A 24,933-nucleotide genomic window follows, 5' to 3' on the forward strand; every position below is an offset into this window, starting at 1 on the left:
TCCCTTGTCGTTTTCCTTGTCGCTAACTGGTGATTTCCGGGCGGAAATCAAGCATTACCAGCCACGCACGGGGGTTTTCATTGTCACCAGTTCTTCCGCGATGGTGGGATGCACCGCCACGGTTCGGTCGAAATCCTCTTTGGTGGCGCCCATGCGGATCGCCACCGCCGCCAGCTGGATCATCTCGCCCGCGCCCGGGCCGACGATATGGCAGCCGAGCACCCGGCGCGAGTCCTTCGCGACGATCAGTTTCATCAGCACCCTGTCCTGCCGCCCGGCGAACAGCGTCTGCATCGGGCGGAAGGTGGCGGTATAGACCTCGGCGGGCCCATGGTCGCGCGCGGCTTCCTCGGTCATCCCGATGGTGCCGAGTTCGGGTTGCGTGAACACCGCCGAGGGCACGATGTCGTGATCCGCCTGCGTGGGCCTGCCCTTGAACACCGTTTCGGAAAACGCCTGCCCCTCGCGGATCGCCACGGGGGTCAGGTTGATGCGGTCGGTCACGTCGCCCACGGCATAGATCGAGGGCACGGCGGTCTGGCTGTAGCCGTCCACGACGATCTCGCCTTTCGCGCCGATCTCGACCCCCAGCCGTTCCAGCCCGAGGCCCGCCGAATTCGGCCGTCGCCCGGTGGCGTAGAGAACGAGGCCGTACACGTCCGCCGTGCCGTCCGTCGCCACGGCGCGGATGCCCTGCGGGGTCTTTTCCAGCCGTTCCACATCGGTGTTGCAGCGGATCGCCACGCCGTTCGCGCGCATGGCGTCGGCGACATGGCGGCGCGCCTCGTCGTCGAAGCCGCGCAGGATTTCTTCGCCCCGGTAGTATTGCGTGGTCTGAACCCCCAGTCCGTTGAGGATGCAGGCGAATTCCGACGCGATGAAGCCCCCGCCGACGATCAGCGCACGGTCGGGCAGGGCGGGCAGCGAGAAGATCTCGTTCGAGGTGACGGCCAGATCCGCCCCCGGGATGTCGGGCACGAAGGGCCGCCCGCCGGTGGCGATCAGGATATGTTTGGCGGTCAGGGCCGTGCCGTCCGCCAGCCGCACGGTATGCGCATCCTCCACCACCGCGCGGCTGTCGTGGGTGGTGACGCCCGCGTTTTTCAGCGTGCCCCGATAGGCGTTTTCCAGCCGCGTCAGTTCCGCCGCCAGCGCGGTGCGGAAATGGCCCCAGTCGAACCCGCCCGCCTGCGCCTGCCAGCCATAGGCGCGCGCATCCGCGATCTGGCCGGGATAGGCCGATGCATAGACCATCAGCTTTTTCGGCACGCAGCCGCGGATCACGCAGGTGCCGCCCATGCGGTATTCCTCGGCCAGGCCCACGCGCGCGCCGCCCTCTGCGGCCGCGATGCGCGCCGCGCGCACCCCGCCCGATCCGCCGCCGATGACGAAAAGGTCATAGTCGAACGTCATCCGCTCAGTCCCCGAGATCGGCGAAGATGTTGTCGGTATCGGCGAATTCCACCCGGTCCTGTTCCACCGTGCCGGCGTTGATGTCGCGCACCTCGACCCGGCCGTCGCCATGGCCGATCACCACGATGTCGCAGATGTCGATGAAAAGCCCGTTTTCCACCACGCCCGGGATCTGGTTGACCACCAGCGACAATTGCCGCGGGTTGCCGATCCGGCCCAGATGCAGGTCGACGATATAATTGCCCTCGTCGGTGACGAAGGGCCGTTCGCCGTTCATGCGCAGCGTCACGTCGCGGCCCAGAACCTCGAGGCTGACCAGCGTTTCCTCGATCAGCGCCTTGGTGGTCTGCCAGCCGAAGGGGATCACCTCCAGCGGCAGGGGAAAGCCGCCAAGCTGCGCCACCTCTTTCGCCGTGTCGGCGATGACGATCATCCGGTCCGATGCGGTGGCGACGATCTTTTCCTGCAACAGCGCCCCGCCGCCGCCCTTGATCAGCGCGAGGTCGTGGTCGAATTCGTCTGCCCCGTCGATGGTCAGGTCGAGCCAGCGCGCCTCGTCCAGGCTGGTGATCGGGATGCCCAACTGCCGCGCCAGCCCCGCCGTGCGGCTGGATGTCGGCACGCCGGTGACGCGCAAACCTTCCTCGCGCATGCGTTCGGCAAGGCAGCGCACCATCCACGCCGCGGTCGACCCGGTGCCGAGCCCGACGCGCATGCCGTCCTCGATGAACTCGACAGCGCGTTTCGCGGCTACGAACTTCGCCTTGTCGATGGGGGAAAGGTCAGCGGCCATGGGCTCCTCCGGTCGGGGTCTGGCAAGGTTATAGGGAAAGCCCCGCCGGGGCGCGAGGGGGAATCGCCCCGCAGGCGCAGGGCGGCAAGGGGGCGGGGCAGGGCAAACAGCGCCGCAAGCAATAGCAGGGTCATCATCATGATCATCACGGGTTCCCTTTTCGTTCGCGTCACCCTCGCGCAAAGCCGTTAACAGGGCGTAAACCGCGGCGATTTGCCCCGCCCGCGGGTCCATGCTAGGCGGCCCATAGGTCGGGGCGCGCCCGACTCCGGTCCCCGCCGCAGGAGAAGGCCATGCACCAACACCGCATCCTGCCCGGCGTCGGGCTCATGCTGGCTTTCTGCGCGCTGGCGCCGCTGCTGGACGTGCATGCCAAGCTTGCTTCCGACGCGATCCCGGTGGGGCAGATCACCTTCGCGCGGTTCGCGGTGCAGGGCGCGCTGATGCTGCCCGTCGTGCTGCTGATGCGCCTGGGCTGGGGGATGAGCCCGCGGCAGATGGGGATGGTGGCGCTGCGGGCGCTGTTCCTGCTGCTGGCGACCTATGGTTTCGTCGCCGCCATCGCGGTGATGCCGATCGCCGACGCGCTGGCCATCGCCTTTGTCGAGCCTTTCATCGTGCTGCTGCTCGGCTGGCTCGTGTTCGGCGAAAAGGTGGGGCCGCGGCGCATCGCGGCCTCGGCGGTGGGGTTCGCGGGGGCGCTTCTGGTGATCCAGCCCTCGTTCGTGGCGTTCGGGGCGGCGGCGTTCTATCCCCTCGGCACGGCGGTGGCCTTTGCCTGCTACATGCTGATCACGCGGCACATGTCGCTTTATTTCCATCCGGTGACGATGCAGATGCAGACCTCGGTCGCCGGCGTGCTGCTGTGCCTGCCGGTGCTGGTCTGGGCCGAGGGCACGGGGATCGCCGCGCTCGATCCGGTGATGCCGCAGGGGATCTACTGGCTGTGGCTGTTCGGCGTGGGGTTCTGGGCGACGCTGGCGCATATGGCGATCACCTATGCGTTGCAGCTTGCGCCCTCGTCCACGCTGGTGCCGCTGCACTATCTGGAAATGGTGTCGGCGGTCACGTTCGGCTATCTGGTGTTCGGCGATTTCCCGAACCTGCTGACCTGGGCGGGGATCGCGACCATCGTCGCCTCGGGCCTCTACATCATCCACCGCGAGCGTCTGGCGGCCAGGCATCCGCCGCTCGCAGTCCCGCCAGCGCCGCCGCCAGCCGGGCCCGCGGCAGGATGACCAGCATCCGCGGCGCGTCGAACCGCAGCCGCACCGCCCCCTCCGCCACCCGGTTCGAGGTGCCGATGGTGCCCGCGGGGGCGAAGGCCAGCCCCTCGATGGGCCAGCGCAGCCCCTCGCTTTGCCCCTGAACCGGGCCGAGCGGGAACAGCGACAGCCGCCCCCCCGGCGGCAGGTCGAGCCGCAGGTCCGGCGGGGCGAGGAAGGCCACGTCGTGCCCCGACAGGATCAGGCAGCGCCGCCCCGGGTGCCGCGCCAGCGTGTTCAGCGCCGCCAGCCCGTGATCCATCCGCGCCCCCGAAAACCCGAGGCCGAGGATGAACGGCGCCTCGACCGACCGCAGCGCCTTGTCGAAATCGGTCGTGTCCTGTTCGGGCAGGTGGTGCAGCCGGTCGGCCAGCGCCGCGCGCGCCATCGGCGTGATCGAATCGAAATCCCCGATCACCGCCTGCGGCAGGTGCCCAAGGCGCAACAGCCGGTCCGCCCCGCCATCGGCCGCCACCAGCAAGGGGGCGATCGCCAGCGCCTCGGCCAGTACGCGCGCCGACAGGGGGGCGCCGCCGACCAGTGTGATGCCATCTTGTGATCTCAGAAGGGGTTCCTGCATGGCCGATGACATGGCAATTAAGGCAGGGGAACACAATCGGGGCCATAATCAATCCTTCAAATTACCCTGATCCAATCACGGAATCGGCGTGGCGGATGGTAATTTGAGGGGAACGAGTTTTGCAGAAGGCGAACGTTTCATGGTCGGTCCGAGCAAGATCCTGACGGTATCCTACGGCACCTTTTCCTGCACGCTGGAAGGGTTCGACGAGCCGTTCAACACCATGAAGGCGATCGCGGAATACTTCCGCGACCTTGCGGCGGAAGACCGTTACTTCGGCGCGGAACCGCCGCAGCCGGATGCGGCGATGCTGCACCGCATCGCGGAACGAGAGATCCAGCGCCGGGTGGAGGCCAAGGTGCAGGACAACGGCGTGCTGCTGCGGGCGGGCGAGGCAGAGGCGCCCGCCCCGGCGGCTGCGCCGGTCGCGCCTGAGGTGACGGCGGCAGTGGCCGCCCCCGCGCCCGAGGCCGCGCCGCCCGTCGCCCCGGTTGCCCCGGTTGCCGCGCCGGTCGCGGCCTTCGCGCCGCCGCAGGCCGCCCCCGCTGTCCCGCAGCCCCCGCGCGCGCAGCCGCAGGTGATCACCCCCGAACCCGGGCAGGTCGAGGAAAGCGTGGCCGCCAAGCTCGCCCGCATCCGCGCGGCGGTGGACCGTTCGCGCGCGGCCCCGCCGCTGGCCGCGGCCATCGACGAGGCGGAGGATGCGGTGGACATCCCGCTGACTGCCCCCGCTTTCGCCGCCGAGCCCGAACCCGTCGCCCCGCCGCCGGAACCCGCCGCCGCGGTGCTGGCCGCCGATCTGGCGGAACTGGACGAGGATCTGCTCGCCCCCGAACCCGCGCCGCAGGTAGAGGAGCCCGCCGAACACCCCGCCGTGGCGGAAGAGGGAGCGGTGGAGGAACCCTTGCCGGTGACGGTCGCGGCAGAGCCCGCCGAAGACCCCCTGCCGGAGATCGCGGCCGAAGCCATCGAAGAGACCACGATGGAGGCCGCGGCCGAGGTCGAAGCCATCCAAGCCCCCGACCTCGCCCCCCAGTACGATGCGCCCGCCGACCTTGCAGCCGAAACGGCCGTGGCCGAGGTGGAGCCGGTGGCAGAGGAACCGGCGCCTCTGCGCGACGCGGAACCTGTGGCGGAGGCCGAGGCCGAACCCGATCTGGCCGCGCTGCTCGACACCCTTGCCGGCGCCGAAGCTGCTGTGGGCGAGGCGGAGATCGCAGTGGAGCCGGTGGCGGAGCCCGATCTGGCCGCATTGCTGGACACGCTCGCCGGGGCCGAAGTTGCTGCGGACGCGGCGGAGGTTGGGGCCGAACCGGCGGCGGAAGCCGAGGCGGAGCCCGATCTGGCTGCACTGCTCGACACCCTCGCCGGGGCCGAGGCTGCTGCGGAGGTGGCGGAGGTTGTGGCCGAACCGGCGGCGGAAGCCGAGGCCGAGCCTGATCTGGCCGCGCTGCTCGATACTCTCGCGGGTGCCGGGATGTCCGTGGGCGAGGCCGAATCCGTGGCGCAAGCCGAAGGGGAACCCGACCTGGGGGCGTTGCTCGACACCCTGCGCGGGGCGGGGGCCGAGCCGGTTGTCGAGGCCGTTGCGGTGGAGGCTGCCGAAGCACCCGCCGAGGAAGAGCCTGCCGAACCGCAGCTGTCGGTGGAACCGGACGGGGGGGAGGAGCCTGCCTCCGAACCCGCGCAGGCCGAGGCTGCGCAGGCCGTGACCGAACCCGCCGAGGCGCAGGATGCGCCGGTGCAGCCGGTACGGGCCCGGGTCATCAAGGTGCGGCGTCTGGGGCGGCCGGCAGAGGCGGAGCCCGCGCCCGAAACGCTGGTTGACGAGGCCCTGTCGCCCGAACCCGCCCCCATGCCCGACCCCGAATCCGTCGTCGCGCTGTCGCCCGAGGCAGAGGCCGAACTGGCGCGCGAACTGGCGGAACTGGAACGCGAGATGGAGGCGGCGCATGACGACGCCGCGTCGCTGCCCGACGCGGCCGCGGCCGCGCTGGCCCGGGCGCTCGACGTGGACGAACCGCCCGCGGCCCTGTCGGAACCCGAGTCGATGTCCGAGTCCGGGCCCGTAGCCCCGGCCCGACCCGAACCGCGGCGTGCGGTGCTGGAGGCGTCGGAAGATGGCGATGCGGCGGTGTCGCGGCTGATGCGGGCGGCGGAAACGCAGTTCGAGGACCCCGAAAGCCGCCGCCGCGCCGCGACCATTGCGCATCTGAAGGCCGCCGTGGCCGTCACCCAGGCCGAACGCAGCGCGGGCGGGCAGGGGGCGGGCGTGAAGCGCGTCGACCCCTACCGCGAGGATCTGGCCCAGGTGGTGCGCCCGCGCCGCCCGGAAATCGCCCCCGGCCCGCGCCCGCGCCCGGTGCAGGCGACCCGCATCCCGCCGCTGGTGCTGGTGTCGGAACAGCGCATCGACCGCCCGGCAGCCCCCACCCCCGCCGCCCCTGTGGAACCCGCGCGCGTGGTGCGCCCGCGGCGGATCAGCACCGGCAGCCTCGCACTGACGCAGGAGGTCGAAGAGGCCGAAAACCTCGACGCGCCGGAAAACATATTTGCCGGGGAAAACAGCTTTCCCGAATTCGCCCGCCGGCTGAAGGCCGAAACGCTCGACCGTCAGCTGGAGGCCGCCGCCGCCTTCATCTGCCTCGCCGAGGGGCGCGAGGGCTTCACCCGGCCGCAGATCACCCGGCTGACCGCCGTGCTGGCGGGGGGCGAACCGCCGCCGCGCGAGGATGTGCTGCGCGCCTTCGGCACCCTTCTGCGCGAGGGGCGCATCCATAAGACCCGCCGGGGCCAGTTCGCGCTGGCCGAAGGATCGGCGATCGAGGCCGAGGCGCGCCGTATCGCCGGATAGGCGGCGCGCGCCGGGGTATCCGCTTGGCGTAACGAGTATCAGGCAGGGGGATCCGGCGGTTCCCCTGCCTTTTCATCGGCCGGATCGCCATGCGCCACACCGCGAAAGACAAAGCGGAACGGCAGGATCCATACGAAGCCGAGCGCGATATAGACCAGAAGCTCTGCCCAGATCGGGGGCCGGTCCAGCATGTTCACAAGGCTGACGGCGGCGACGATATAGACCGGCAGCCCGACCAGCAGGATCAGCAGCGCCAGTCGCTTGCGGCTGCGGTGGGTCATCGGGCCGCCCCCCTGCGGCGCAGGCCGGGGGCCGAACGCGCCGCGCGTTCCAGACGGGTGCGCCAGCCGGGCAGGGCGCGTTCCGCCCCGCCGCTGCGGACCGGGCCGCAATAGTGGAAACGGATGGGGCGAAAGCCGACGAAACCCAGCACCTGCCGCCGATAGCGCCAGCCGAGGGGGTCGAAATAGGCCAGCCGCAGGTAGAAGGGCGGGGTGTCCATCGTCACGATCACATCGGCCGACCGCCCGGCCAGCAACCTGTCCCACCACGGATCCGCATCGTGATAGCGGAAGGCGCGCCTGGGCAGCAATGCGCGATCCCAGAACCCTTTCAGCAGCGCCGGTTCCGCCCCCCACCACAGCGGAAAGGCCAGCACCAGATGGTCGCAACCCTCGATCGCCGCCAGCGCGCGGTCGAGGTCGGGTTCCAGCGGCGGCAGGGCCCTGTAGCCCTGCGCAAGGTTCGGGTCGAACGCCAGTTCGCGGATCGCCAGCCGCTCCACCGCCGTGCCGGGGGGCAGGGCGGCGGCGTAGATGTCCAGCAGATGCGCGGCAAGCCGGTCGGCGTCGGGATGGGCGTCGATCAGCAGGCAGCGCATGGGATCAGTCCGCGAAGGGGTCGGTCACCAGAATGGTATCATCGCGTTCCGGGCTGGTCGACAGCAGCGCGACGGGGCACTGGATCAGTTCCTCGATCCGGCGGACGTATTTCACCGCCGCCCCCGGCAGGTCGGCCCAGGACCGCGCGCCGGCGGTGGATTCGGACCAGCCTTCCAGTTCCTCGTAGATCGGCGTCACGCGCGCCTGCAGGTTGGCGGCGGTCGGCAGGTAATCCAGCCGCTGGCCGTCCAGTTCATAGCCCACGCAGATCTTCAGCGTCCTGAACCCGTCGAGCACGTCGAGCTTGGTCAGCGCGATCCCCGACACGCCCGAGGTGGCGCAGGTCTGGCGCACCAGCACCGCGTCGAACCAGCCGCAGCGGCGCTTGCGCCCGGTGACGGTGCCGAATTCGTGGCCGCGCTCGCCAAGGCGCTGGCCGTCGTCGTCCAGCAGTTCGGTGGGGAAGGGGCCCTCGCCCACGCGCGTGGTGTAAGCCTTGACGATGCCGAGCACGAAATCCACCGCCGTGGGGCCGAGCCCGGTGCCCGTCGCCGCCATCCCCGCCAGCGTGTTGGACGAGGTGACATAGGGATAGGTGCCGAAATCGACATCCAGCAGCGCCCCCTGCGCGCCCTCGAACAGGATGCGTTTGCCGGCGCGGCGGGCGTCGTGCATCACCTTCCAGACCGGCTTGGCATAGGGCAGGATCTGCGGCGCGATTTCCGTCAGCTGCGCCCGCAGCGCCGCGATGTCGATCGGGTCGAGCCCGAGGCCCGCGCGCAGCGCGTTGTGATGCGTCAGCAGCCGGCCGATGCGCAGGTCCAGCGTCGCCTCGTCCGCAAGGTCGGCCACGCGGATGGACCGGCGGCCCACCTTGTCTTCATAGGCCGGGCCGATGCCGCGCCCGGTGGTGCCGATCTTGGCCATGCCCACCTGCCCCTCGCGCGCGCGGTCGAGTTCGCCGTGCAGCGGCAGGATCAGCGGGGTGTTTTCCGCGATCATCAGGTTCTCGGGGCTGACGATGACGCCCTGGCTGCGCAGCTTGTCGATCTCCGCCATCAGCGCCCAGGGGTCCAGCACCACGCCGTTGCCGATGACGGACAGCTTGCCGCCCCGCACGATGCCCGAGGGCAGCAGCGACAGCTTGAAGACGTTGTTGCCGATCACCAGCGTATGGCCCGCGTTGTGGCCGCCCTGAAAGCGCGCGATCACATCGGCGCGCTCGGACAGCCAGTCGACGATCTTGCCCTTGCCCTCGTCGCCCCACTGGGCACCCACGACAACCACATTGGCCATGACATGTTCCTGACAGATGCAAACCCGCGGCTGTATAGCGCCCCGCGCGCCCCGGCGAAACCCGCAATTCGCGGGGTACGCGGGGGGGCGCCTTCGGGGTTGCGGCGTGGCGCGCTTGGCCCTAGATAGGCCCATACTCCGCCGAAGGCCGCATCATGCTGAATATCGTCCTGACCATCCATCTGATCCTCGCCCTCTGTCTGATCGGGGTGGTGCTGCTGCAACGGTCGGAGGGTGGCGGCCTTGGCATCGGCGGGGGCGGCGGGGTCATGACCGGCCGCGCCGCGGCGACCGCGCTCAGCAAGGTGACATGGATCTTCGCCATCGCCTTCATCATCACCTCGCTGGTGCTGACGGTGCTGGCGGCGCGCGATGCTTCTACGGGATCGGTCATCGACCAGATCGGGGGCGAGGCGCCGGTGACGGCCCCCGTTGCGCCGGGCCTGCCGCCGGCGTCCGAACTGCTGCCGCCGCCGCGCAGCGACGCGCCCGCCGCCCCGCCGCGCGCGGAATGAACCGCGGCCCCGTGGCGGGGCTGCAACAGGATCCGCACCACTATCCGTAGTGAATGCCCGGGTTGCGCTTCCAGCATCTTGCGATGCGTTGCGCGGCCCCGCGGGACCGGCTATAGCTTTGGTCCCGTGATCCCGCGATTCCCGCGGGGCTCAAGAACCGCGCAGATTGCGCCAGATCACGGGGGCCGCCGCATGGCACGTTACATCTTCATCACCGGCGGTGTGGTGTCCTCGCTCGGCAAGGGGCTGGCTTCGGCCGCGCTCGGGGCGCTGTTGCAGGCGCGCGGCTATACGGTGCGGCTGCGCAAGCTCGACCCCTATCTGAACGTCGATCCCGGCACGATGTCGCCTTTCGAACATGGCGAGGTCTTCGTCACCGACGACGGCGCGGAAACCGACCTCGACTTGGGCCATTACGAACGCTTCACCGGTGTCTCGGCGCGGCGGACCGATTCCATTTCCTCCGGCCGGATCTATTCCAACGTGCTGGAAAAGGAACGCCGCGGCGACTATCTGGGCAAAACCATCCAAGTGGTTCCCCATGTCACCAACGAAATCAAGGACTTCCTGCACATCGGCGAGGACGAGTGCGATTTCATGCTGTGCGAGATCGGCGGCACCGTGGGCGACATCGAGGGCCTGCCGTTCTTCGAGGCGATCCGCCAGTTCATCCACGAACGCCCGCGCGGCCAGTCGATCCTGATGCACCTGACGCTGCTGCCCTATCTGGCGGCGGCGGGCGAACTCAAGACCAAGCCCACCCAGCATTCGGTGAAGGAACTGCAATCCATCGGCCTTGCGCCCGATGTGCTTGTCTGCCGGTCGGAACATCCGATCCCCGAACGCGAACGCGAAAAGATCGCGCTGTTCTGCAACGTGCCCAAATCGGCGGTGATCGCGGCCTACGACCTGAGGACGATCTACGAGGCCCCGCTCGCCTATCACCGCGAGGGGCTGGACCAGGCGGTGCTGGATGCCTTCGGCATCGCCCCGGCGCCGCGCCCGAACCTGACGAAATGGGAAGACGTGATGGACCGCCTGACCCACCCCGAGGGCGAGGTGAAGATCGCCGTGGTGGGCAAGTACACGCAGCTGGAAGACGCCTACAAATCCATCGCCGAGGCGCTGACCCATGGCGGCATGGCCAACCGGGTGAAGGTCCGGGCCGAATGGATCGACGCCGAAGTGTTCGAGCGCGGCGATTCCGCCCCCCTGCTGGCCGGGTTTCACGCCATCCTCGTGCCCGGCGGCTTTGGCGAACGCGGGACTGAAGGCAAGATCAAGGCGGCGCAATACGCCCGCGAAAGGAACATCCCCTATCTGGGCATCTGCCTCGGCATGCAGATGGCGGTGATCGAGGCGGCCCGGAACCTCGCCGGGGTGGAGGACGCCGGGTCCGAGGAATTCGACCACGAAAAGGGCGCGCGCCGGTTCACGCCGGTCGTCTACCACCTCAAGGAATGGGTGCAGGGCAACCACAAGGTCGAACGCAAGGTGGGCGACGACAAGGGCGGCACGATGCGGCTCGGTGCCTATACCGCGGTGCTGGCCCCCGATTCGCATGCCGCGCGGATCTACGGCGACACAAGGATCGAGGAACGCCACCGCCACCGCTATGAGGTCGACGTGAAATACCGCGAGGCGCTGGAAGGCTGCGGGCTGGCGTTTTCCGGCATGAGCCCCGACGGGCGGCTGCCGGAAATCGTCGAACACCGCAACCACCCGTGGTTCGTGGGCGTGCAGTTCCACCCGGAACTGAAATCCAAACCCTTCGCCCCCCACCCGCTGTTCGCCGATTTCATCCGCGCAGCCGTCGAGGTCAGCCGCCTGGTCTGAGGCCGGCGCCGGGGGGCCAGCCCCCCGGACCCCCCGGGATATTTAAGGACAGAAAGTGAGGCAGGGTAGGCCCGTGTTCACTTTTTGTCCTTAAATATCCCCGCCGGAGGCGCATCTCTCCGCCATGGCCAACCGGCGGGAAAAGGGCGCTGTGCCCGTAGGCCGGGGCTTGCCCCGGCATGGTTCCGCCCGGAACCGGGGCAGTTCACGACATTCTTGATTTCCGACTGAATGAATCAGTCTTTACAGCCGACTTCTTTTGTCGGAAATTGGCCCCGATCCTGCCGGCGGTCAGGCGGGCGGGATTGCATGGGTGCCATGACGGATCCCGTGCCCCCCGCTTGCAGACAGGACGCCCGATGTTCCGCCGTTTCCTCGCCGCTTCGCTGATGACCACCGCGCTGACCGCCACGCCGCTTCTGGCGGCGGAACCCGCCGGGGTGGTCAAGACCTATGCAGACATCGCCGCCGCCACCTATGAGGACAGCCTGACCACCGCCCGCGCCTTGCAGGCCGCGGTCGAGGCGCTGGTGGCGATGCCGTCGGAACAGACGCTGACCACCGCCCGCGGCGCCTGGCTGGCCGCCCGCATCCCCTATCAGCAGTCCGAGGCATACCGCTTCGGCAACCCGATCGTGGACGACTGGGAAGGAAAGGTGAACGCCTGGCCGCTGGACGAGGGGTTGATCGACTATGTGGCCGCCGACACCGCCACGAACGAGGAAAACGCGCTGGCGGCGCTGAACGTGATCGCGACGCCGAAATTCACCCTGTCGGGCACCGAAATCGACGCCACCGCGATCACGCCCGATCTGATCTCGGAAACCCTGCACGAGGCCGACGGGATCGAGGCGAACGTCGCCTCGGGCTATCACGCGATCGAATTCCTGCTGTGGGGGCAGGATCTGAACGGCACCGCCCCCGGCGCGGGCGACCGTCCCCATACCGATTATGTGCAGGGCGAAGGCTGCACCGGCGGCAACTGCGACCGCCGCGCGGCCTATCTGGTCGCGGCGACCGACCTGCTGGTCAGCGATCTGGAGTTCATGGCCGCGCAATGGGCCGAGGGCGGCGAGGCCCGCACCGCCGTCACCGCCGATCCGCAGGCCGGGCTGATGGCGATGCTGACCGGGATGGGCAGCCTGTCCTATGGCGAACAGGCGGGCGAGCGGATGAAGCTCGGCCTGATGCTGAACGACCCCGAGGAGGAACACGACTGTTTCTCGGACAACACCCACAACAGCCATTACTATGACGGTCTCGGCATTCGGAACGTCTATCTGGGCAGCTATACCCGCGTGGACGGCACCACCCTTTCCGGCCCCTCGCTGTCGGAACTGGTGGCGGGGGCCGACCCGGCGGTGGATGCGCAGCTGAAGGCGGAACTCGACGCCACGATGGCCGCGCTGGCCGCGATCAAGGATGCGGCCGAACGCGGCACCGCCTATGACCAGATGCTCGCCCCCGGCAACAAGGAGGGCGAGGCGCTGATCATGGCGGCGGTCGATGCGCTGGTGACGCAGACCGCCTCGATCGAACGCGCGGTGGCCGCGCTCGGCCTGTCCAAGATCGAATTCGAGGGGTCGGACAGCCTCGACAACCCCTCTGCCGTGTTCCAGTGAGGATCCCGCGATGATCGTCTGCCACTGCATGAACATCGCCGATCACGAGATCCGCGCCGCGGTGGACTGGATGCGCGCATCCGACCCCGAGACGATCATCACCCCCGGCAAGATCTATCACGCGCTCGGCAAGCGCGCCGATTGCGGCGGCTGCATGCCGCTGTTCCTCGACACCATGCGCAACTGCGACAGCTTCGGCGTGCCCGGGGATGACGCGGCGGTGCCCCCCATGCTGCAAAGGATGCGTGCCCGGCGGCTCAAGTAGACGGATTTTGTCAGATTTAGAATTGTTCTAAAAAGTGATTGCCGCCCCATGGACAGGGCGACTTCAAGGGCTTACCTTCGCTTCAGACGCAGCCGAGTGTTTCTGCGCAACGAATGGGGTGATCCATGAAGGGCGATGCGAAAGTCATTGAATACCTGAACGCCGCGCTGCGGTCCGAACTGACCGCGGTCAGCCAGTACTGGCTGCATTACCGGCTGCAAGAGGATTGGGGCTTCGGCCGGCTGGCCAGCAAGTCCCGCACCGAATCGATCGAGGAAATGCATCACGCCGACAAGCTGATCGCACGGATCATCTTCCTCGAAGGTCATCCGAACCTGCAAAAGCTCGACCCGCTGCGCATCGGCCAGAACATCCGCGAAACGCTGGATGCCGATCTGGCCGCCGAACACGATGCCCGCACGCTTTACATCGAGGCGCGCGAATATTGCGACAAGGCGGGCGATTACGTCAGCCGCGCGCTGTTCGACGAACTGCTGGCGGATGAGGAAGGGCATATCGACTTCCTCGAAACCCAGATCGGCCTGTTCGAGAAGCTGGGCGAGGAACGCTATGGCCTGCTGAACGCCAAACCGGCGGATGAGGCCGAATAACGCAGCCCGCGATTTCCGATTGAAACAGTCGGAAACAGGTATATCCAAGGGGGCGAAAGGATCGCCCGATGCTTCGCCCCCTTGTGCTTGCGGCGCTTGTTGCCGCCGCCCCCGCCCCTGGCCAGACGCTGGATGACCGCCACCTGCCGGTGATCCCCCGCACCGCGGCGGAAACCGCGCGCATCGCGAAGGTGCTGACCCCGCCCGAGGATTTCACCGGCCCCGAACCGTTCGAGGCGAACCCCGCCGGCGCCGCCACGGTGCGCGCCCGGGCCACGGCGGATGCCTTTTCGCTGTCCTCGGCCAATATGCCGTTCGGGCGGGAAATGGCCTTCAAGCTCGGCAATGCGCTGTTCCGCAAGACATGGGTCGCGGCGCCGTCCTCGACGCTGGCCTCCGACGGGTTGGGGCCGCTTTACAACGCGCGGGCCTGTCAGGATTGCCACCTGAAGGACGGCCGCGGCCACCCGCCCGAAGGGCCGCAGGACGCCCGCGTGTCGATGTTCCTGCGCCTGTCGCGCCCGGCCGAGACGCCGGAGGCCGCGGCGGCGGGGATCGCCGAATGGATCGCGACGCGCCCCGATCCGGTCTATGGCGGGCAGTTGCAGGATCTTGCCGCCCCCGGCCATGCCGCCGAGGGGCGGATGGAGGTGGACTATACCGACGAACCCGTGACGCTCGCCGATGGCACGGTGGTCACGCTGCGCCGTCCCACCTATGCCATTTCCAACCCCGGCTATGGCCCGTTGCCCGCCGATCTGATGATCTCGCCCCGCGTCGCGCCGCAGATGATCGGCCTCGGGCTGCTGGAGGCGATCCCGGCGGCGGATATTCTGGCGCACGAGGATCCCGATGATGCCGATGGCGACGGGATTTCGGGCCGGGCGCAGATCGTGCCCTCGGCCCGCTACGGGGTGCCGATGCTGGGGCGGTTCGGCCTCAAGGCCGGCAAGCCCACGGTCGAAGAACAATCCGCCGGGGCCTTTTCCGGCGATATGAGCCTGTCCACCCCCCTGCACCCCGACCCCTGGGGCGAATGCACCGCGGCGCAGCCCGCCTGCCGCAGCGCCCCGCACGGGCAGGAACCCGGCATCCGCGACGGGCTGGAGGTCGATGCCGAAAGCCTCGATCTGGTCGCCTTCTATTCCCGCAACCTCGGCGTGCCCGAACGGCGCAATATCGACGACCCGCAGGTGTTGCAGGGCAAGGGGGTCTTTCATGCCCTGAACTGCACCGGCTGTCATGTGCCCAAGCATGTCACCCACCGCCTGAAGGGCCAGCCGGAACAGAGCTTTCAGCTGATCTGGCCCTATACCGACCTGCTGTTGCACGACATGGGCCCCGGGCTGGCGGACGGGCGGCCGGAGGGGCGGGCGACGGGCAGCGAATGGCGCACGCCGCCGCTGTGGGGGATCGGGCTGACCGCCACCGTCAGCGGGCATACGCAGTTCCTGCACGATGGCCGCGCGCGCTCGCTGTCAGAGGCGATTCTGTGGCATGGTGGCGAGGCGCAGGCCGCCCGCGACGGGTTCGCCGCGCTGACCAAAGCCGACCGCGACGCCCTGATTGCCTTTCTGGAAAGCCTCTGATGCTGCGCGTGCTGCTGTTGTCCCTGCTGCTGGCCGCCCCCGCCCGGGCCGATGTGGCAGAGGTGGTGGATACCCATGTCCTGCCCGGCTATGACGCCTTCGCCACCGCCACGGCGGCGCTGGACCGGGCGGCGCAGGGGGGGTGCGATGCCGATGTGCTGCGCCCGGCCTATCACGCGGCTTTCGACGCCTGGATGGGGGTGCAGCATCTGCACCTCGGCCCGGCAGAGGAAGCGGGCCGCGCGCTCGCCATCGCCTTCTGGCCCGACCCCAAGGGGCTCGGCTGGCGGGCGCAGCGGGCGTTGCTGGCGGGCGATCCGGCGGCGCTGGCGCCCGGGGCCTTTGCCGATCAATCGGTGGCGGCCCGCGGGTTGACGGGGTTGGAACGGCTGTTGTGGCCCGCCACGGCGCTGCCCGCCGACCCCTGCCCGCTGATCCGCGCCACCGCGGCCGATCTGGCGCGCATGGCGGCAGAGATCCGCGCGGGCTGGGATGGCTTCGCGGCGGCGCTGCTGGAACCGGGCGGGCCGGGCAACAGCCGCTACCTGACGCAGGCAGAGGCGCGGCAGGCCCTGCTGACGCAGCTGGTGACGGGGCTGGAACATCTGGCCGATCAACGGCTTGGCCGTCCTCTCGGCACGTTCGAACGGCCCTTCCCCGACCGGGCAGAGGCGCGCGCGGCGGGGCGGTCGCTGCGCAATGTGACGCTGGCGTTGCGGGCGCTGCGGGGCATGGCCATGGCGCTGGCGGCACCGGCCGAGGCGCCGCAGACGCGCGCGGCGCTGGACCGGGCGGTGGCGCTGGCCGAGGGGCTGGACGATCCCGTTTTCGCCGGGGTGGCGGACCCGCAGGGGCGGCTGAAGGTGGAGATCCTGCAACAGGCCACCCGCGCCGCGCGGGCCGCGGCACTGGCGGAAATCGCGCCGCGCCTTGGCGTGGGTCTGGGTTTCAACGCGCTGGACGGGGACTGAGCGATGGCGACACGACGCGCCTTTCTGGCCGGGCTTGCCGCCGCCGCCCTGCCGCGGATGACCTGGGCCGATGCGGGCAGCCCGGCGTGGCTGGCGGCGGGCAAGGCGGAAGGCGGCCATGTGCTGCACGGGCTGTCGTTGGCGGGGGACAGCGTTTTCAGCCTGCCGCTGCCCGCCCGGGGCCATGCCGCCGCCGCCCATCCGGTGCGCCCGCTGGCGGTGGCCTTTGCCCGCCGCCCGGGCACCTTCGCGCTGGTACTGGATTGCGCGCGCGGGCATGTCACCCACCGCCTGACCCCGCCCCCGGGGCGGCAGTTCAACGGCCATGGCGCGTTTTCCGCCGATGGGACGCTGCTGATGACGTCAGAGGTGGTGGCCGAAAGCTCCGCCGGGCGCATCGGGCTGTGGGAAACCAGCGGGTTCACCCGGGTGGGCGAATGGGACAGCGGCGGGATCGGCCCGCACGACCTGAAGCGCCTGCCGGACGGGCGCATCGTGGTGGCCAACGGCGGCATCGCTACCGACCCGCAGGACCGCAGCAAGCTGAACCTTGATACGATGCGGCCCAATCTGGCGTTCCTGTCCGACCGGGGGGCGGTGGAGGATCTGGTGGAACTGCCCCCGGATCTGCATCGGAACTCCATCCGCCATCTGGCGCTGCTGCCCGATGGCGTGGCCTTCGCCATGCAGTGGGAGGGCGATCCCGCAGAGCCCGTGCCGTTGCTGGGCCTGTGGCGGAACGGCGCGGTGCGGCTGTGCGAGCCCGACCCGGCAGAGATGTTCACCATGCAGGGCTATGCCGGGTCCATCGCCGCGGTGGCGGGGAAGGTGGCGATCAGTTCCCCCCGCGGCGGGGCGGTGATGGTGTTCGCCGCCGATGGCCGCCCCCTCGCCACCCACCGCCGCGCCGACATCTGCGGGCTGGCGCCGCTGGACGGCGATTTCATCGCCAGCGATGGCGGCGGGGGATTGTGGCGCGTGGCCGAGGCCCTGCACCCCCTGCGCGCCGCGCCGCTGGCCTGGGACAACCATATCGTGCCGGTCTAGGCAGGCACCGGCATCGGCGCCCAGGGCGCCCGGCCTTCCTCGACCGCGTGGCAGGCGACGCCGGTGATCAGGCGGGGCACCTCGACCCGGCAGCGCGCATCGGCCAGCGGGCAGCGCGGGTGAAAGGTGCAGCCGGGCGGCGGGTTCAGGGGCGAGGGGATTTCGCCCTCCACCCGTTTGCGCTGCCGTCCCGTCATGTCGATGTCGGGCACCGCATCCAGCAGCATGCGGGTATAGGGATGGCGCGGCCGGTCGAACAGCACGGGGGCGGCGTTCACCTCTGCCAGCCGGCCCAGGTACAGCACCCCGATCTGGTCCGCCATATGCCGCACGACCTGCAGATTGTGCGAGATGAACACATAGGTCAGCCCGAATTCGCGTTGCAGATCCTTCATCAGGTTCAGGATCTGCGCCTGCACCGACACGTCCAGCGCCGAGGTCGGTTCATCGCAGACGATGAAATCCGGCCGCGCCGCCAGTGCCCTGGCGATCGCGATCCGCTGCCGCTGGCCGCCGGAAAACTGGTGCGGGAACTTCACCCCGTCCTCGGGCGAAAGGCCGACGAGCGTCAGCAATTCGCCCACCCGCAGGCGGCGGTCGCGCTCGCCCATGCCGCGTTCGAACACGCGGAGGGGTTCGGCGATGATGTCGGTCACGTGCCAGCGCGGGTTGAGGCTGGCCAGCGGATCCTGAAAGATCATCTGGAACCGCCGCCGCAGCCGCCGCGCCTGCGCCCCTTCCAGCCCGCGCGACAGCGACTGGCCGTCGAAGAAGATCTCGCCCGCCGTGGGCCGCAACAGCCCCACGATCAGCCGCGCGATGGTGGATTTGCCCGACCCGCTTTCGCCCACCAGCGCGAAGGTCTCGCCCCGGTTGACGGTGAAGCTCACGTCATCGACGGCGTTGACATAGGTCTTGGGCAGCCCTTCCAGCTTGCGGTTCAGCCAGGGCTTCGACACGTCGAACCGGCGCGACAGGTTGCGGACATCCAGCAGCACCTCGGTCATGCTTCGGTCACTCCGGGGTAGAGCCAGCAGGCGGCCTGGCGGGCGGGTTCGATGACGCTCAGCGCCGGGCGTTCGACGCGGCAGCGGTTGAACACCTTGGGGCAGCGGGGATTGAAGGCGCAGCCGGGCGGGATGGCGGACAGCCGCGGCATCGCGCCGGGGATCTGCTGAAGCCGGTCCAGATGCGCGCCGAGCCGCGGGATCGCCGCCATCAGACCCGCGGTATAGGGATGGCGCGCGTCCTTGATCACGTCGCGCACCGGGCCGATTTCGGCGATGCGCCCGGCATACATCACCGCCACCCGGTCGGCGGTTTCCGCGATCACGCCCATGTCATGCGTCACCAGCAGGATCGCGGCATCCCGTTCGGCGCAGAGCTGCTTCATCACCTCGATGATCTGCGCCTGCACGGACACGTCCAGCGCCGTTGTCGGTTCGTCCGCGATCACCAGATCGGGATCGGCGCACAGCGCCAGCGCGATCACCACCCGCTGCCGCATGCCGCCGGAAAACTGGTGCGGGTAATCGTCGATCCGCCGCGCGGCATCGGGGATGCCCACATCGTCCAAGAGCTTGACGGCGCGTTTCAGCGCCTCGGCCCGCGACAGCGGCAGGTGGGTGCGGATCGTTTCCACCAGCTGGTCCGAGATGCGGTAGAGCGGGTTGAGCGAGGTCAGCGGATCCTGAAAGATCACCCCGATGCGCCGGCCGCGGACGGCGCGCATCTCATCCGGCGGCAGGTTGTCGATGCGCCGGCCTTGCAGGCGGATCTCGCCCCGGGCGATGCGGCCCGGGGGCTCGATCAGCCCGATGATGGCATTGCCGGTCATCGACTTGCCGGCCCCGGATTCCCCGACCATGCCCAGAACCTCGCCGGGCAGGATGTCGAAGGATATGTCCTCGACCGCGGTCAGGATGCCGCGGCGGGTGGGAAATTCCACCGTCAGGTTGCGCACGGACAAAAGCGGTTCGGTCATCCTTGCCCCCTTACCGCAGCCGCGGGTTCAGCGCGTCGCGCAGCCAGTCGCCCAGAAGGTTGACCGACAGCGCCAGCAACACCAGCGTCACCCCGGGGAAGAACAGGATCCACCATTCGCCGGAAAACAGGAACTGCTGCCCGATGCGGATCAGCGTGCCGAGGCTGGGTTGCGTCGGCGGCACGCCCACGCCGAGGTAGGACAGCGTCGCTTCCTCGATGATCGCCAGCGCAAGGCCGATGGTGCCGATCACCAGAACCGGGCCCAGGACGTTGGGCAGGATGTGCCGGATCAGGATCAGGATCGGATGCACCCCCATGATGCGGGCGGCCGACACGTAATCCTTTTCGCGTTCCACCATCGTCGCGCCCCGCACCGTGCGCGCGAACTGCGCCCAGTTGGACAGGCCGATGGCCAGGATCAGCACCCAGATCGCCATGTTTTCCTGCTGGCTCGCCGGGATCACCCCGCGCGCGATGCCGAAGATCAGCAGCGCGATCAGGATCGCCGGAAAGCTCAGCTGGATGTCGGCGATGCGCATGATCACCGCGTCGATCACCCCGCCGTTGTACCCCGCGGTCAGGCCGAGCGCGATGCCGAGGCTCATCGCCAGCAGCGTCGCCAGAACGCCGACCAGCAGCGAGATCCGGCTGCCGTACATGATCGAGGACAGCACGTCGCGGCCCTGATGATCCGCCCCCATCAGGAACCAGTTGTCGGTGAAGGCGGCCTTGGTCGCCGGCGGGGTGAAGCCGTCCATCAGGTTGAGGCTGGACGGATCGAACGGGTTGTAGGGCGCGATCAGCGGCGCGAACAGCGCCATCAGGATCAGCGCCAGCGCCACCACCGTGGCGACCACCGTGACCGGCGAGCGGCGCCAGGAATAGAACATGTCGCTGTCGAGCGCGCGTTTCAGCCAGCCCGCGGGCCGGGGCGGGGGGGCGGGGGTATGCTGCGTAGGGCTATCCTGCGTGGTCATGGTTCAGTGTCCCGATCCGCCGCCGTCCACGCGCAGCCGCGGGTCCACGACGTAATAGAGGATGTCGACGACAAGGTTGATGATGACGAAGACCAGCGCGATGAACAAAAGGTAGGCCGCCATCACCGGCACATCCACCACCTGCACCGAGTTGATGAAGAGCGACCCCACCCCCGGCCACTGGAACACCGTTTCCGTCACGATGGCGAAGGCGATGACGGACCCGAGTTGCAGCCCCGTGATGGTGATCACCGGCACCAGCGTGTTGCGCAGGGCATGGCCGAAGTTGACCGCCCGCCGGGTCAGCCCCCGGGCGCGGGCAAAGCGGATGTATTCGGTGCGCATCACCTCCAGCATCTCGGCCCGCACCAGACGCATGATCAGCGTCATCTGGAACAGCGACAGCGTGATGGCCGGCAGGATCAGCGATTTCACCCCGGATTCGGTCAGGAACCCCGTGCGCCACCAGCCCAGTTCCACCACCGCCCCCCGCCCGAACGAGGGCAGCCAGCCCAGTTCGACCGAAAAGACATAGATCAGCCCGATCCCGATCAGGAAGGTCGGCAGCGACACGCCCACCAGCGAGGCCCCCATGACCCCCGCGGCCATGAAGCTTTTCGGCCTCAGCGCCGTGAACACCCCCAGAACCACCCCCACCACCAGCGCCAGCGTGGCCGAGGTGAAGGCGAGTTCGATCGTCGCGGGCAGGCGGCTGAGGATCAGTTCCGTCACCGGCTGTTGCAGGCGGTAGGAAATGCCGAATTCCCCCTGGACCGCATTGCCGACGAAGCGCAGGAACTGCATCGGCACCGGATCGTTGAGGCCGAGCCGGTCGCGCATCGCCTCGCGGTCCTCGAGCCGCGTCTCGACGCCGACCATGCTTTCGATCGGGTCGCCGACATAGCGGAACATCATGAAGGAAATCAGCGCAACGACCAGCATCACCAGAAGCGATTGCGCCAGCCGGCGGATGATGAAGGCAAGCATGCCGGGCTCCGTCGCTAGAAGGCAAACCGCCGCGCAGGGCTGTGGACCTGCGCGGCGGCATTGTCGCCGGACGGATCAGTCGAGCGTGACCGAGGTCATCCGCGGCTGGTTTTCCGGGTGCACCGGCAGGGTGATGTTGTCCTTCATCGCATATGTCAGCACCTGGTTGTGGATCGGCAGCAGCACGCGGTCTTCCTTCACCACCTTCCAGATTTCCGCGATGGTGGCGTTGCGCTTGTCCAGATCGGTTTCGGACCCGAGCGAGCGGATCTTTTCGTCCAGTTCCGGGTTGCTGTAGAGCCCGGCGTTGTAGGCGCCGTAGTTGCCTTCCTTGGTGTGCACCAGATCGTTGAACACATAGGCCGAATCGAAGGTCGGCACGCCCCAGCCGAGCATGTAGAAATCGGTGGTGCTGTTCATGACCAGCGGCGAATGCTGCGTGATCGGCAACGAGGAAAGCGCCACCTTGATCCCGATCCGGCCGAGCATGCCGACGACCGCCTGGCTGATCGCCTCGTCGTTCACGTAGCGGTTGTTGGGGGTGTTGAGCGTGATGCTGAACCCGTTGGGATAGCCCGCCTCGGTCAGCAGCGCCTTGGCCTTTTCCAGATCCACGGCCGGATAGGCGTCAAGCTCTTCGGTCCAGCCGTTGACGAAGGGGGGCGTGGCGACGCCGGTGGGGATCGACTGGCCGCGCATCACCACCTGCTTGATCGCGTCGCGGTCCACCGCCAGTTCCATCGCCTCGCGCACGCGCGGGTCGTTGATCGGGTTGCGGTCCTTGATGTCGGACGATGCCAGCGGCGCATCGCCGAACTTGTAGCCGAAATAGATCACCCGGTTTTCCGGGCCGGTTTCCACCTTGATCCCGCCGGTGCCCGACAGCCGCTCGATGTCCTGCACCGGCACGTCCTGCACGATGTCGACCTCGCCCGACAGCAGTGCGGCGACGCGGGTCGCGTTGTCGGAAATCGGCAGATAGATGATTTCCGTCACCGCCGGCTTGGTTTCGGCCCAGTGCTTGTCGTTGGCCGTCAGCACGGACCGCACGTCGACCTCGCGCGATTGCAGGATATAGGGGCCGGTGCCGTTGGTGTTGCGGACGGCATAGTTGTCCTCGCCCGCGGCATAGTCCTGCACCTCGATGACGTTGTTCGCCTCGGACCAGGTCTTGTCCATGATGAAGGTGTTGGTGAGGTTGTTGGGATAAAGCGGCGAGGGCCCCTTCATCTTGACCTCGACGGTCAGGTCGTCGACCGCGATCACCTCTGCCACATCGGCATGCAGCTGGCGCATGTTCGACTTCGCCGACCGCGCGCGGTCGAGCGAGAACACGACATCCTCGGCGGTGAAGGCGGCGCCGTCGTGGAAGGTCACGCCTTCGCGCAGCTTGAACACCCAGGTGGTCGGGTCGCCGTCTTTCAGGTTCCATTCCGTGGCCAGACGCGGGGTCAGCGTGCCCTGCACGTCGCGGTCCAGCAGCGTTTCGTAGATGTGGTGGGCGAAAGTATGGGTGACGCCCTGATTCTGCGAATGCGGGTCGAGCGTCATCGCGTCAGAGGCGCGCGCCCAACGGATGGTTTCGGCCGACGCGGCCGACACCATCATGGTGGTGGACATGAGTGCCACCCCAAGGTGGGTGAGAATGGTCTTCATCCGGCTAACTCCCAGGTCTTTTATGGTTGCAGTCGTCGTTCATGGCGGCTGTGCGGCGCGCGCGGGATGCTTTGATCGAGGATCCCGATTTTTCCTTGTCTGGCAATTGTTTTTTGACCGGCTGGACAAAGCGGGCGCATGACGTCGGGTCGCCCGGCCGGCCCCGGCCCGGTCCTGTGGGGGGCATAGGCGCGCGGGGGTGCGAATTGACAGCCCGGCGGGCGCGGCACAATCTGGCCCCCACAGCAAGCAAGGTGTGAACGGACACCCGGCCCCCGCGGGGGGCAGGCGGATACGTTCGCGCCGCAATACCCGGGGGAGGCGTGACATGGGCGGCAGTTTCGACATGTTCGTGATCGGCGGCGGCGTCGCCGGCATGGCCGCGGCAGAGGCGGCGGCAGCGGCCGGGCTGCGCGTCGCGCTGGCAGAGGCGAACATGTTCGGCGGGCTGGTGCTGAACGTGAACCACCTGTCGCCGGGGCCCGCGGGCATGCCCGCGTCCGGGTCGGATCTGTCGGCGGAAATGATGATGCGGCTCAGCGATCTGGGGGTGGAACTGCTGTTCGAACCCGTGTCCGCCCTGCGCCCCGGCGCGGATGGCCGGGTCGAACTCGACACCGCCAGCGGCCCCCGCCGCGCGCGCCATGCGGTGCTGGCCAGCGGCGCGCGCAACCGCAGGCTGGGGGTCCCGGGCGAAGAGACGTTCGCGCACCGGGGCCTGTCCTATTGCGCCGATTGCGACGGGCCGCTGTTCCGCGGCAAGCCGGTGATGGTGGTCGGCGGCGGCGATTCCGCCCTGCAGGAGGCGCTGGTGCTGGCCGATTTCTGCCCCGTGGTGCATCTGGTCCACCGCGGCACGGCCTTCACCGCCCGCCCCGATCTGGTGGCCGCTGTGGCCGCCGCCCCCGCGATCCGCGTGCGTTTCGGCGCCGAGGTCGCGGCGCTGGGGGGCGACGACGTGCTGACCACGGTGCGCCTGCGCGAGAACGGGGCAGAGGTGGCAGAGCCCTGCGCCGGCGTCTTTCCCTTCGTGGGGCTGGTGCCGAACGCGGATCTGCTGCCCGCCGCGGCGCTGGACGATGCGGGGGCCGTCGCCGTGGACGCGCAGATGGAAACCCGCATTCCCGGCGTGCTGGCCGTGGGGGCCGTGCGTGCGGGCTATGGCGGGATGCTGACCGACGCGCTGGCCGATGGCCGTGCCGCGGCGGCGAGGGTGGTTGCGCGCTGCGCGGGCTGAGCTTCGGGAAGGGAATCGTCCCCGGTGGGGCGGCCGGACTTCAAATCCGGTTGAGGCTGCGACAGTCTTTGGTGGGTTCGACTCCCACTCCCTTCCGCCAGTTCTTCCCTTGGGGCGCTTGAATGGGGTGGTGCGGGTGTCTCGGGCGGCGCCGGGGGCCAGCCCCCGGACCCCCGGGATATTTAGGGACAGAAAATGAAAAGGGCACCCGGGCCGGGTCAGGCCAGCGTGATGTCCTTTTCCGCGGTGATGGTTTCGCCCAGATCGTCGATCCAGGTCATGCGCAGCGTGCCGGGCTGGCGGGCGGCGAAGGTGAATTCCAGATAGGGATTCTGCGAGATCGCGGATTGCGGTTCCCATTCCAGCAACAGCCTGTCGTCCAGCCGCGCCTCGAACCGGGTGACGATGTGGCGCGGGATCGGCCGGCCTGCGGCATCGATGCGAAAGCCGCTTTCCATCGGATGGGCGATCTGGGTGCGCAGGCGGACGATCTCGCCCACGGCGGGGGTGGCGTTGGAAATCCAGATGCGGGGGGGACGTGTGGTCATGGCG

The 24,933-nt window shown here is 68.7% G+C and carries 23 protein-coding genes and 1 tRNA gene; 12 read left to right on the forward strand and 12 right to left on the reverse strand.

Features of this window, described 5'->3' with window-relative positions:
• Positions 1-54: 54 nt before the first annotated feature.
• On the reverse strand, positions 55-1,413 hold the full coding sequence (gor, locus tag RGD00_RS07845; RefSeq protein ID WP_310456756.1) for a glutathione-disulfide reductase: 1,359 nt from the start codon (positions 1,411-1,413) through the stop codon (positions 55-57).
• Between the two features lie 4 nt (positions 1,414-1,417).
• Complete coding sequence (gene rpiA / locus RGD00_RS07850; RefSeq protein WP_310456757.1) at positions 1,418-2,206, reverse strand: ribose-5-phosphate isomerase RpiA; 789 nt, start codon at positions 2,204-2,206, stop codon at positions 1,418-1,420.
• Positions 2,207-2,499: 293 nt separating this feature from the next.
• Between rpiA and RGD00_RS07855 the strand changes: the two genes are divergently transcribed.
• Entirely contained in the window at positions 2,500-3,444 is a 945-nt protein-coding gene (locus RGD00_RS07855; RefSeq protein ID WP_310456758.1) for a DMT family transporter, read from the forward strand.
• Here the strand turns inward: RGD00_RS07855 and RGD00_RS07860 are convergent.
• Positions 3,359-4,051, reverse strand: a complete 693-nt coding sequence (locus RGD00_RS07860) for a thiamine diphosphokinase (RefSeq protein WP_310456759.1) — start codon at positions 4,049-4,051, stop codon at positions 3,359-3,361. The two genes, RGD00_RS07855 and RGD00_RS07860, sit on opposite strands and share 86 nt — an antisense overlap.
• Positions 4,052-4,190: 139 nt before the next feature.
• Here RGD00_RS07860 and RGD00_RS07865 point away from each other — a divergent pair, with 139 nt between their 5' ends.
• Complete coding sequence (locus RGD00_RS07865) at positions 4,191-6,905, forward strand: hypothetical protein (RefSeq protein WP_310456760.1); 2,715 nt, start codon at positions 4,191-4,193, stop codon at positions 6,903-6,905.
• Positions 6,906-6,943: 38 nt separating this feature from the next.
• On the opposite strand, the gene RGD00_RS07870 is transcribed toward RGD00_RS07865, so the two are convergent.
• Genes RGD00_RS07870 through RGD00_RS07880 form a run of 3 tightly spaced genes read right to left on the reverse strand, consistent with a single transcriptional unit; the run spans position 6,944 to position 9,082 of the window.
• A complete protein-coding gene (locus RGD00_RS07870) occupies positions 6,944-7,186 on the reverse strand; it encodes a DUF2842 domain-containing protein (protein WP_310456761.1) in 243 nt (80 codons plus the stop codon).
• Positions 7,183-7,785: an NAD(P)H-dependent oxidoreductase gene (locus RGD00_RS07875; RefSeq protein WP_310456762.1), complete on the reverse strand. Its 603-nt coding sequence runs from the start codon at positions 7,783-7,785 to the stop codon at positions 7,183-7,185. Before RGD00_RS07875 ends, RGD00_RS07870 begins: the two co-directional genes overlap by 4 nt.
• Positions 7,786-7,789: 4 nt before the next feature.
• Positions 7,790-9,082, reverse strand: a complete 1,293-nt coding sequence (locus tag RGD00_RS07880; RefSeq protein ID WP_310456763.1) for an adenylosuccinate synthase — start codon at positions 9,080-9,082, stop codon at positions 7,790-7,792.
• Between the two features lie 155 nt (positions 9,083-9,237).
• Here RGD00_RS07880 and secG point away from each other — a divergent pair, with 155 nt between their 5' ends.
• The 8 genes from secG (at position 9,238) to RGD00_RS07920 (ending at position 17,538) form a co-directional block, all read left to right on the forward strand.
• Positions 9,238-9,597 (forward strand): preprotein translocase subunit SecG, encoded by a 360-nt coding sequence (secG, locus tag RGD00_RS07885; RefSeq protein ID WP_310456764.1) that lies wholly within the window; start codon positions 9,238-9,240, stop codon positions 9,595-9,597.
• Between the two features lie 192 nt (positions 9,598-9,789).
• Complete coding sequence (pyrG, locus tag RGD00_RS07890; RefSeq protein ID WP_310456765.1) at positions 9,790-11,433, forward strand: CTP synthase; 1,644 nt, start codon at positions 9,790-9,792, stop codon at positions 11,431-11,433.
• Positions 11,434-11,792: 359 nt separating this feature from the next.
• A complete protein-coding gene (locus RGD00_RS07895) occupies positions 11,793-13,055 on the forward strand; it encodes an imelysin family protein (protein ID WP_310456766.1) in 1,263 nt (420 codons plus the stop codon).
• 10 nt (positions 13,056-13,065) lie between these two features.
• Entirely contained in the window at positions 13,066-13,320 is a 255-nt protein-coding gene (locus tag RGD00_RS07900) for a (2Fe-2S)-binding protein (protein WP_310456767.1), read from the forward strand.
• A 125-nt stretch (positions 13,321-13,445) separates the two neighbouring features.
• Positions 13,446-13,931, forward strand: a complete 486-nt coding sequence (gene bfr / locus RGD00_RS07905) for a bacterioferritin (protein ID WP_310456768.1) — start codon at positions 13,446-13,448, stop codon at positions 13,929-13,931.
• A 68-nt stretch (positions 13,932-13,999) separates the two neighbouring features.
• Entirely contained in the window at positions 14,000-15,520 is a 1,521-nt protein-coding gene (locus tag RGD00_RS07910; protein WP_310456769.1) for a di-heme oxidoreductase family protein, read from the forward strand.
• Complete coding sequence (locus tag RGD00_RS07915) at positions 15,520-16,491, forward strand: imelysin family protein (protein ID WP_310456770.1); 972 nt, start codon at positions 15,520-15,522, stop codon at positions 16,489-16,491. Before RGD00_RS07910 ends, RGD00_RS07915 begins: the two co-directional genes overlap by 1 nt.
• Before the next feature lie 3 nt (positions 16,492-16,494).
• Positions 16,495-17,538 carry a DUF1513 domain-containing protein gene (locus tag RGD00_RS07920; RefSeq protein ID WP_310456771.1) on the forward strand — a complete coding sequence of 348 codons (1,044 nt, stop codon included), beginning with the start codon at positions 16,495-16,497 and terminating at the stop codon, positions 17,536-17,538.
• On the opposite strand, the gene RGD00_RS07925 is transcribed toward RGD00_RS07920, so the two are convergent.
• The 5 genes from RGD00_RS07925 to RGD00_RS07945 form a co-directional block, all read right to left on the reverse strand.
• On the reverse strand, positions 17,535-18,545 hold the full coding sequence (locus RGD00_RS07925; protein ID WP_310456772.1) for an ABC transporter ATP-binding protein: 1,011 nt from the start codon (positions 18,543-18,545) through the stop codon (positions 17,535-17,537). The two genes, RGD00_RS07920 and RGD00_RS07925, sit on opposite strands and share 4 nt — an antisense overlap.
• On the reverse strand, positions 18,542-19,522 hold the full coding sequence (locus RGD00_RS07930) for an ABC transporter ATP-binding protein (RefSeq protein WP_310456773.1): 981 nt from the start codon (positions 19,520-19,522) through the stop codon (positions 18,542-18,544). The genes RGD00_RS07925 and RGD00_RS07930 overlap by 4 nt, the downstream gene beginning before the upstream one ends.
• Before the next feature lie 10 nt (positions 19,523-19,532).
• The gene (locus RGD00_RS07935; protein WP_425603392.1) at positions 19,533-20,501 is read right to left on the reverse strand and encodes an ABC transporter permease; all 969 of its coding nucleotides are present in this window, start codon (positions 20,499-20,501) and stop codon (positions 19,533-19,535) included.
• Positions 20,502-20,504: 3 nt separating this feature from the next.
• Entirely contained in the window at positions 20,505-21,488 is a 984-nt protein-coding gene (locus RGD00_RS07940) for an ABC transporter permease (RefSeq protein WP_310456774.1), read from the reverse strand.
• A gap of 75 nt (positions 21,489-21,563) precedes the next feature.
• Positions 21,564-23,144 (reverse strand): ABC transporter substrate-binding protein, encoded by a 1,581-nt coding sequence (locus RGD00_RS07945; RefSeq protein WP_310456775.1) that lies wholly within the window; start codon positions 23,142-23,144, stop codon positions 21,564-21,566.
• A 328-nt stretch (positions 23,145-23,472) separates the two neighbouring features.
• Here RGD00_RS07945 and RGD00_RS07950 point away from each other — a divergent pair, with 328 nt between their 5' ends.
• Together RGD00_RS07950 and RGD00_RS07955 are read left to right on the forward strand one after the other, a co-directional pair.
• A complete protein-coding gene (locus tag RGD00_RS07950; protein WP_310456776.1) occupies positions 23,473-24,381 on the forward strand; it encodes an NAD(P)/FAD-dependent oxidoreductase in 909 nt (302 codons plus the stop codon).
• Between the two features lie 6 nt (positions 24,382-24,387).
• Positions 24,388-24,481: transfer RNA gene (locus RGD00_RS07955), tRNA-Sec, on the forward strand.
• A 118-nt stretch (positions 24,482-24,599) separates the two neighbouring features.
• Here RGD00_RS07955 and soxZ read toward each other — a convergent pair.
• The gene (soxZ, locus tag RGD00_RS07960) at positions 24,600-24,929 is read right to left on the reverse strand and encodes a thiosulfate oxidation carrier complex protein SoxZ (protein ID WP_310456777.1); all 330 of its coding nucleotides are present in this window, start codon (positions 24,927-24,929) and stop codon (positions 24,600-24,602) included.
• Positions 24,930-24,933 lie beyond the last annotated feature (4 nt).

Origin of the sequence: Ruixingdingia sedimenti, assembly GCF_031432425.1 — a bacterium.
Classification (GTDB): Bacteria; Pseudomonadota; Alphaproteobacteria; order Rhodobacterales; family Rhodobacteraceae; genus Ruixingdingia; species Ruixingdingia sedimenti.

What these genes read in the sequence shown, in the direction of transcription:
- RGD00_RS07940 (WP_310456774.1), bottom strand. Translation starts at nt 21,488, where the DNA reads ATGCTTGCCTTCATCATCCGCCGGCTGGCGCAATCGCTTCTGGTGATG.
- RGD00_RS07925 (WP_310456772.1), bottom strand. Translation starts at nt 18,545, where the DNA reads ATGACCGAGGTGCTGCTGGATGTCCGCAACCTGTCGCGCCGGTTCGAC.
- RGD00_RS07860 (WP_310456759.1), bottom strand. Translation starts at nt 4,051, where the DNA reads ATGCAGGAACCCCTTCTGAGATCACAAGATGGCATCACACTGGTCGGC.
- RGD00_RS07900 (WP_310456767.1), top strand. Translation starts at nt 13,066, where the DNA reads ATGATCGTCTGCCACTGCATGAACATCGCCGATCACGAGATCCGCGCC.
- RGD00_RS07950 (WP_310456776.1), top strand. Translation starts at nt 23,473, where the DNA reads ATGGGCGGCAGTTTCGACATGTTCGTGATCGGCGGCGGCGTCGCCGGC.
- RGD00_RS07910 (WP_310456769.1), top strand. Translation starts at nt 14,000, where the DNA reads ATGCTTCGCCCCCTTGTGCTTGCGGCGCTTGTTGCCGCCGCCCCCGCC.
- RGD00_RS07855 (WP_310456758.1), top strand. Translation starts at nt 2,500, where the DNA reads ATGCACCAACACCGCATCCTGCCCGGCGTCGGGCTCATGCTGGCTTTC.
- RGD00_RS07880 (WP_310456763.1), bottom strand. Translation starts at nt 9,082, where the DNA reads ATGGCCAATGTGGTTGTCGTGGGTGCCCAGTGGGGCGACGAGGGCAAG.
- RGD00_RS07930 (WP_310456773.1), bottom strand. Translation starts at nt 19,522, where the DNA reads ATGACCGAACCGCTTTTGTCCGTGCGCAACCTGACGGTGGAATTTCCC.
- soxZ (WP_310456777.1), bottom strand. Translation starts at nt 24,929, where the DNA reads ATGACCACACGTCCCCCCCGCATCTGGATTTCCAACGCCACCCCCGCC.
- RGD00_RS07895 (WP_310456766.1), top strand. Translation starts at nt 11,793, where the DNA reads ATGTTCCGCCGTTTCCTCGCCGCTTCGCTGATGACCACCGCGCTGACC.
- RGD00_RS07920 (WP_310456771.1), top strand. Translation starts at nt 16,495, where the DNA reads ATGGCGACACGACGCGCCTTTCTGGCCGGGCTTGCCGCCGCCGCCCTG.
- pyrG (WP_310456765.1), top strand. Translation starts at nt 9,790, where the DNA reads ATGGCACGTTACATCTTCATCACCGGCGGTGTGGTGTCCTCGCTCGGC.
- secG (WP_310456764.1), top strand. Translation starts at nt 9,238, where the DNA reads ATGCTGAATATCGTCCTGACCATCCATCTGATCCTCGCCCTCTGTCTG.
- bfr (WP_310456768.1), top strand. Translation starts at nt 13,446, where the DNA reads ATGAAGGGCGATGCGAAAGTCATTGAATACCTGAACGCCGCGCTGCGG.
- RGD00_RS07865 (WP_310456760.1), top strand. Translation starts at nt 4,191, where the DNA reads ATGGTCGGTCCGAGCAAGATCCTGACGGTATCCTACGGCACCTTTTCC.
- gor (WP_310456756.1), bottom strand. Translation starts at nt 1,413, where the DNA reads ATGACGTTCGACTATGACCTTTTCGTCATCGGCGGCGGATCGGGCGGG.
- RGD00_RS07945 (WP_310456775.1), bottom strand. Translation starts at nt 23,144, where the DNA reads ATGAAGACCATTCTCACCCACCTTGGGGTGGCACTCATGTCCACCACC.
- rpiA (WP_310456757.1), bottom strand. Translation starts at nt 2,206, where the DNA reads ATGGCCGCTGACCTTTCCCCCATCGACAAGGCGAAGTTCGTAGCCGCG.
- RGD00_RS07875 (WP_310456762.1), bottom strand. Translation starts at nt 7,785, where the DNA reads ATGCGCTGCCTGCTGATCGACGCCCATCCCGACGCCGACCGGCTTGCC.
- RGD00_RS07935 (WP_425603392.1), bottom strand. Translation starts at nt 20,501, where the DNA reads ATGACCACGCAGGATAGCCCTACGCAGCATACCCCCGCCCCCCCGCCC.
- RGD00_RS07915 (WP_310456770.1), top strand. Translation starts at nt 15,520, where the DNA reads ATGCTGCGCGTGCTGCTGTTGTCCCTGCTGCTGGCCGCCCCCGCCCGG.
- RGD00_RS07870 (WP_310456761.1), bottom strand. Translation starts at nt 7,186, where the DNA reads ATGACCCACCGCAGCCGCAAGCGACTGGCGCTGCTGATCCTGCTGGTC.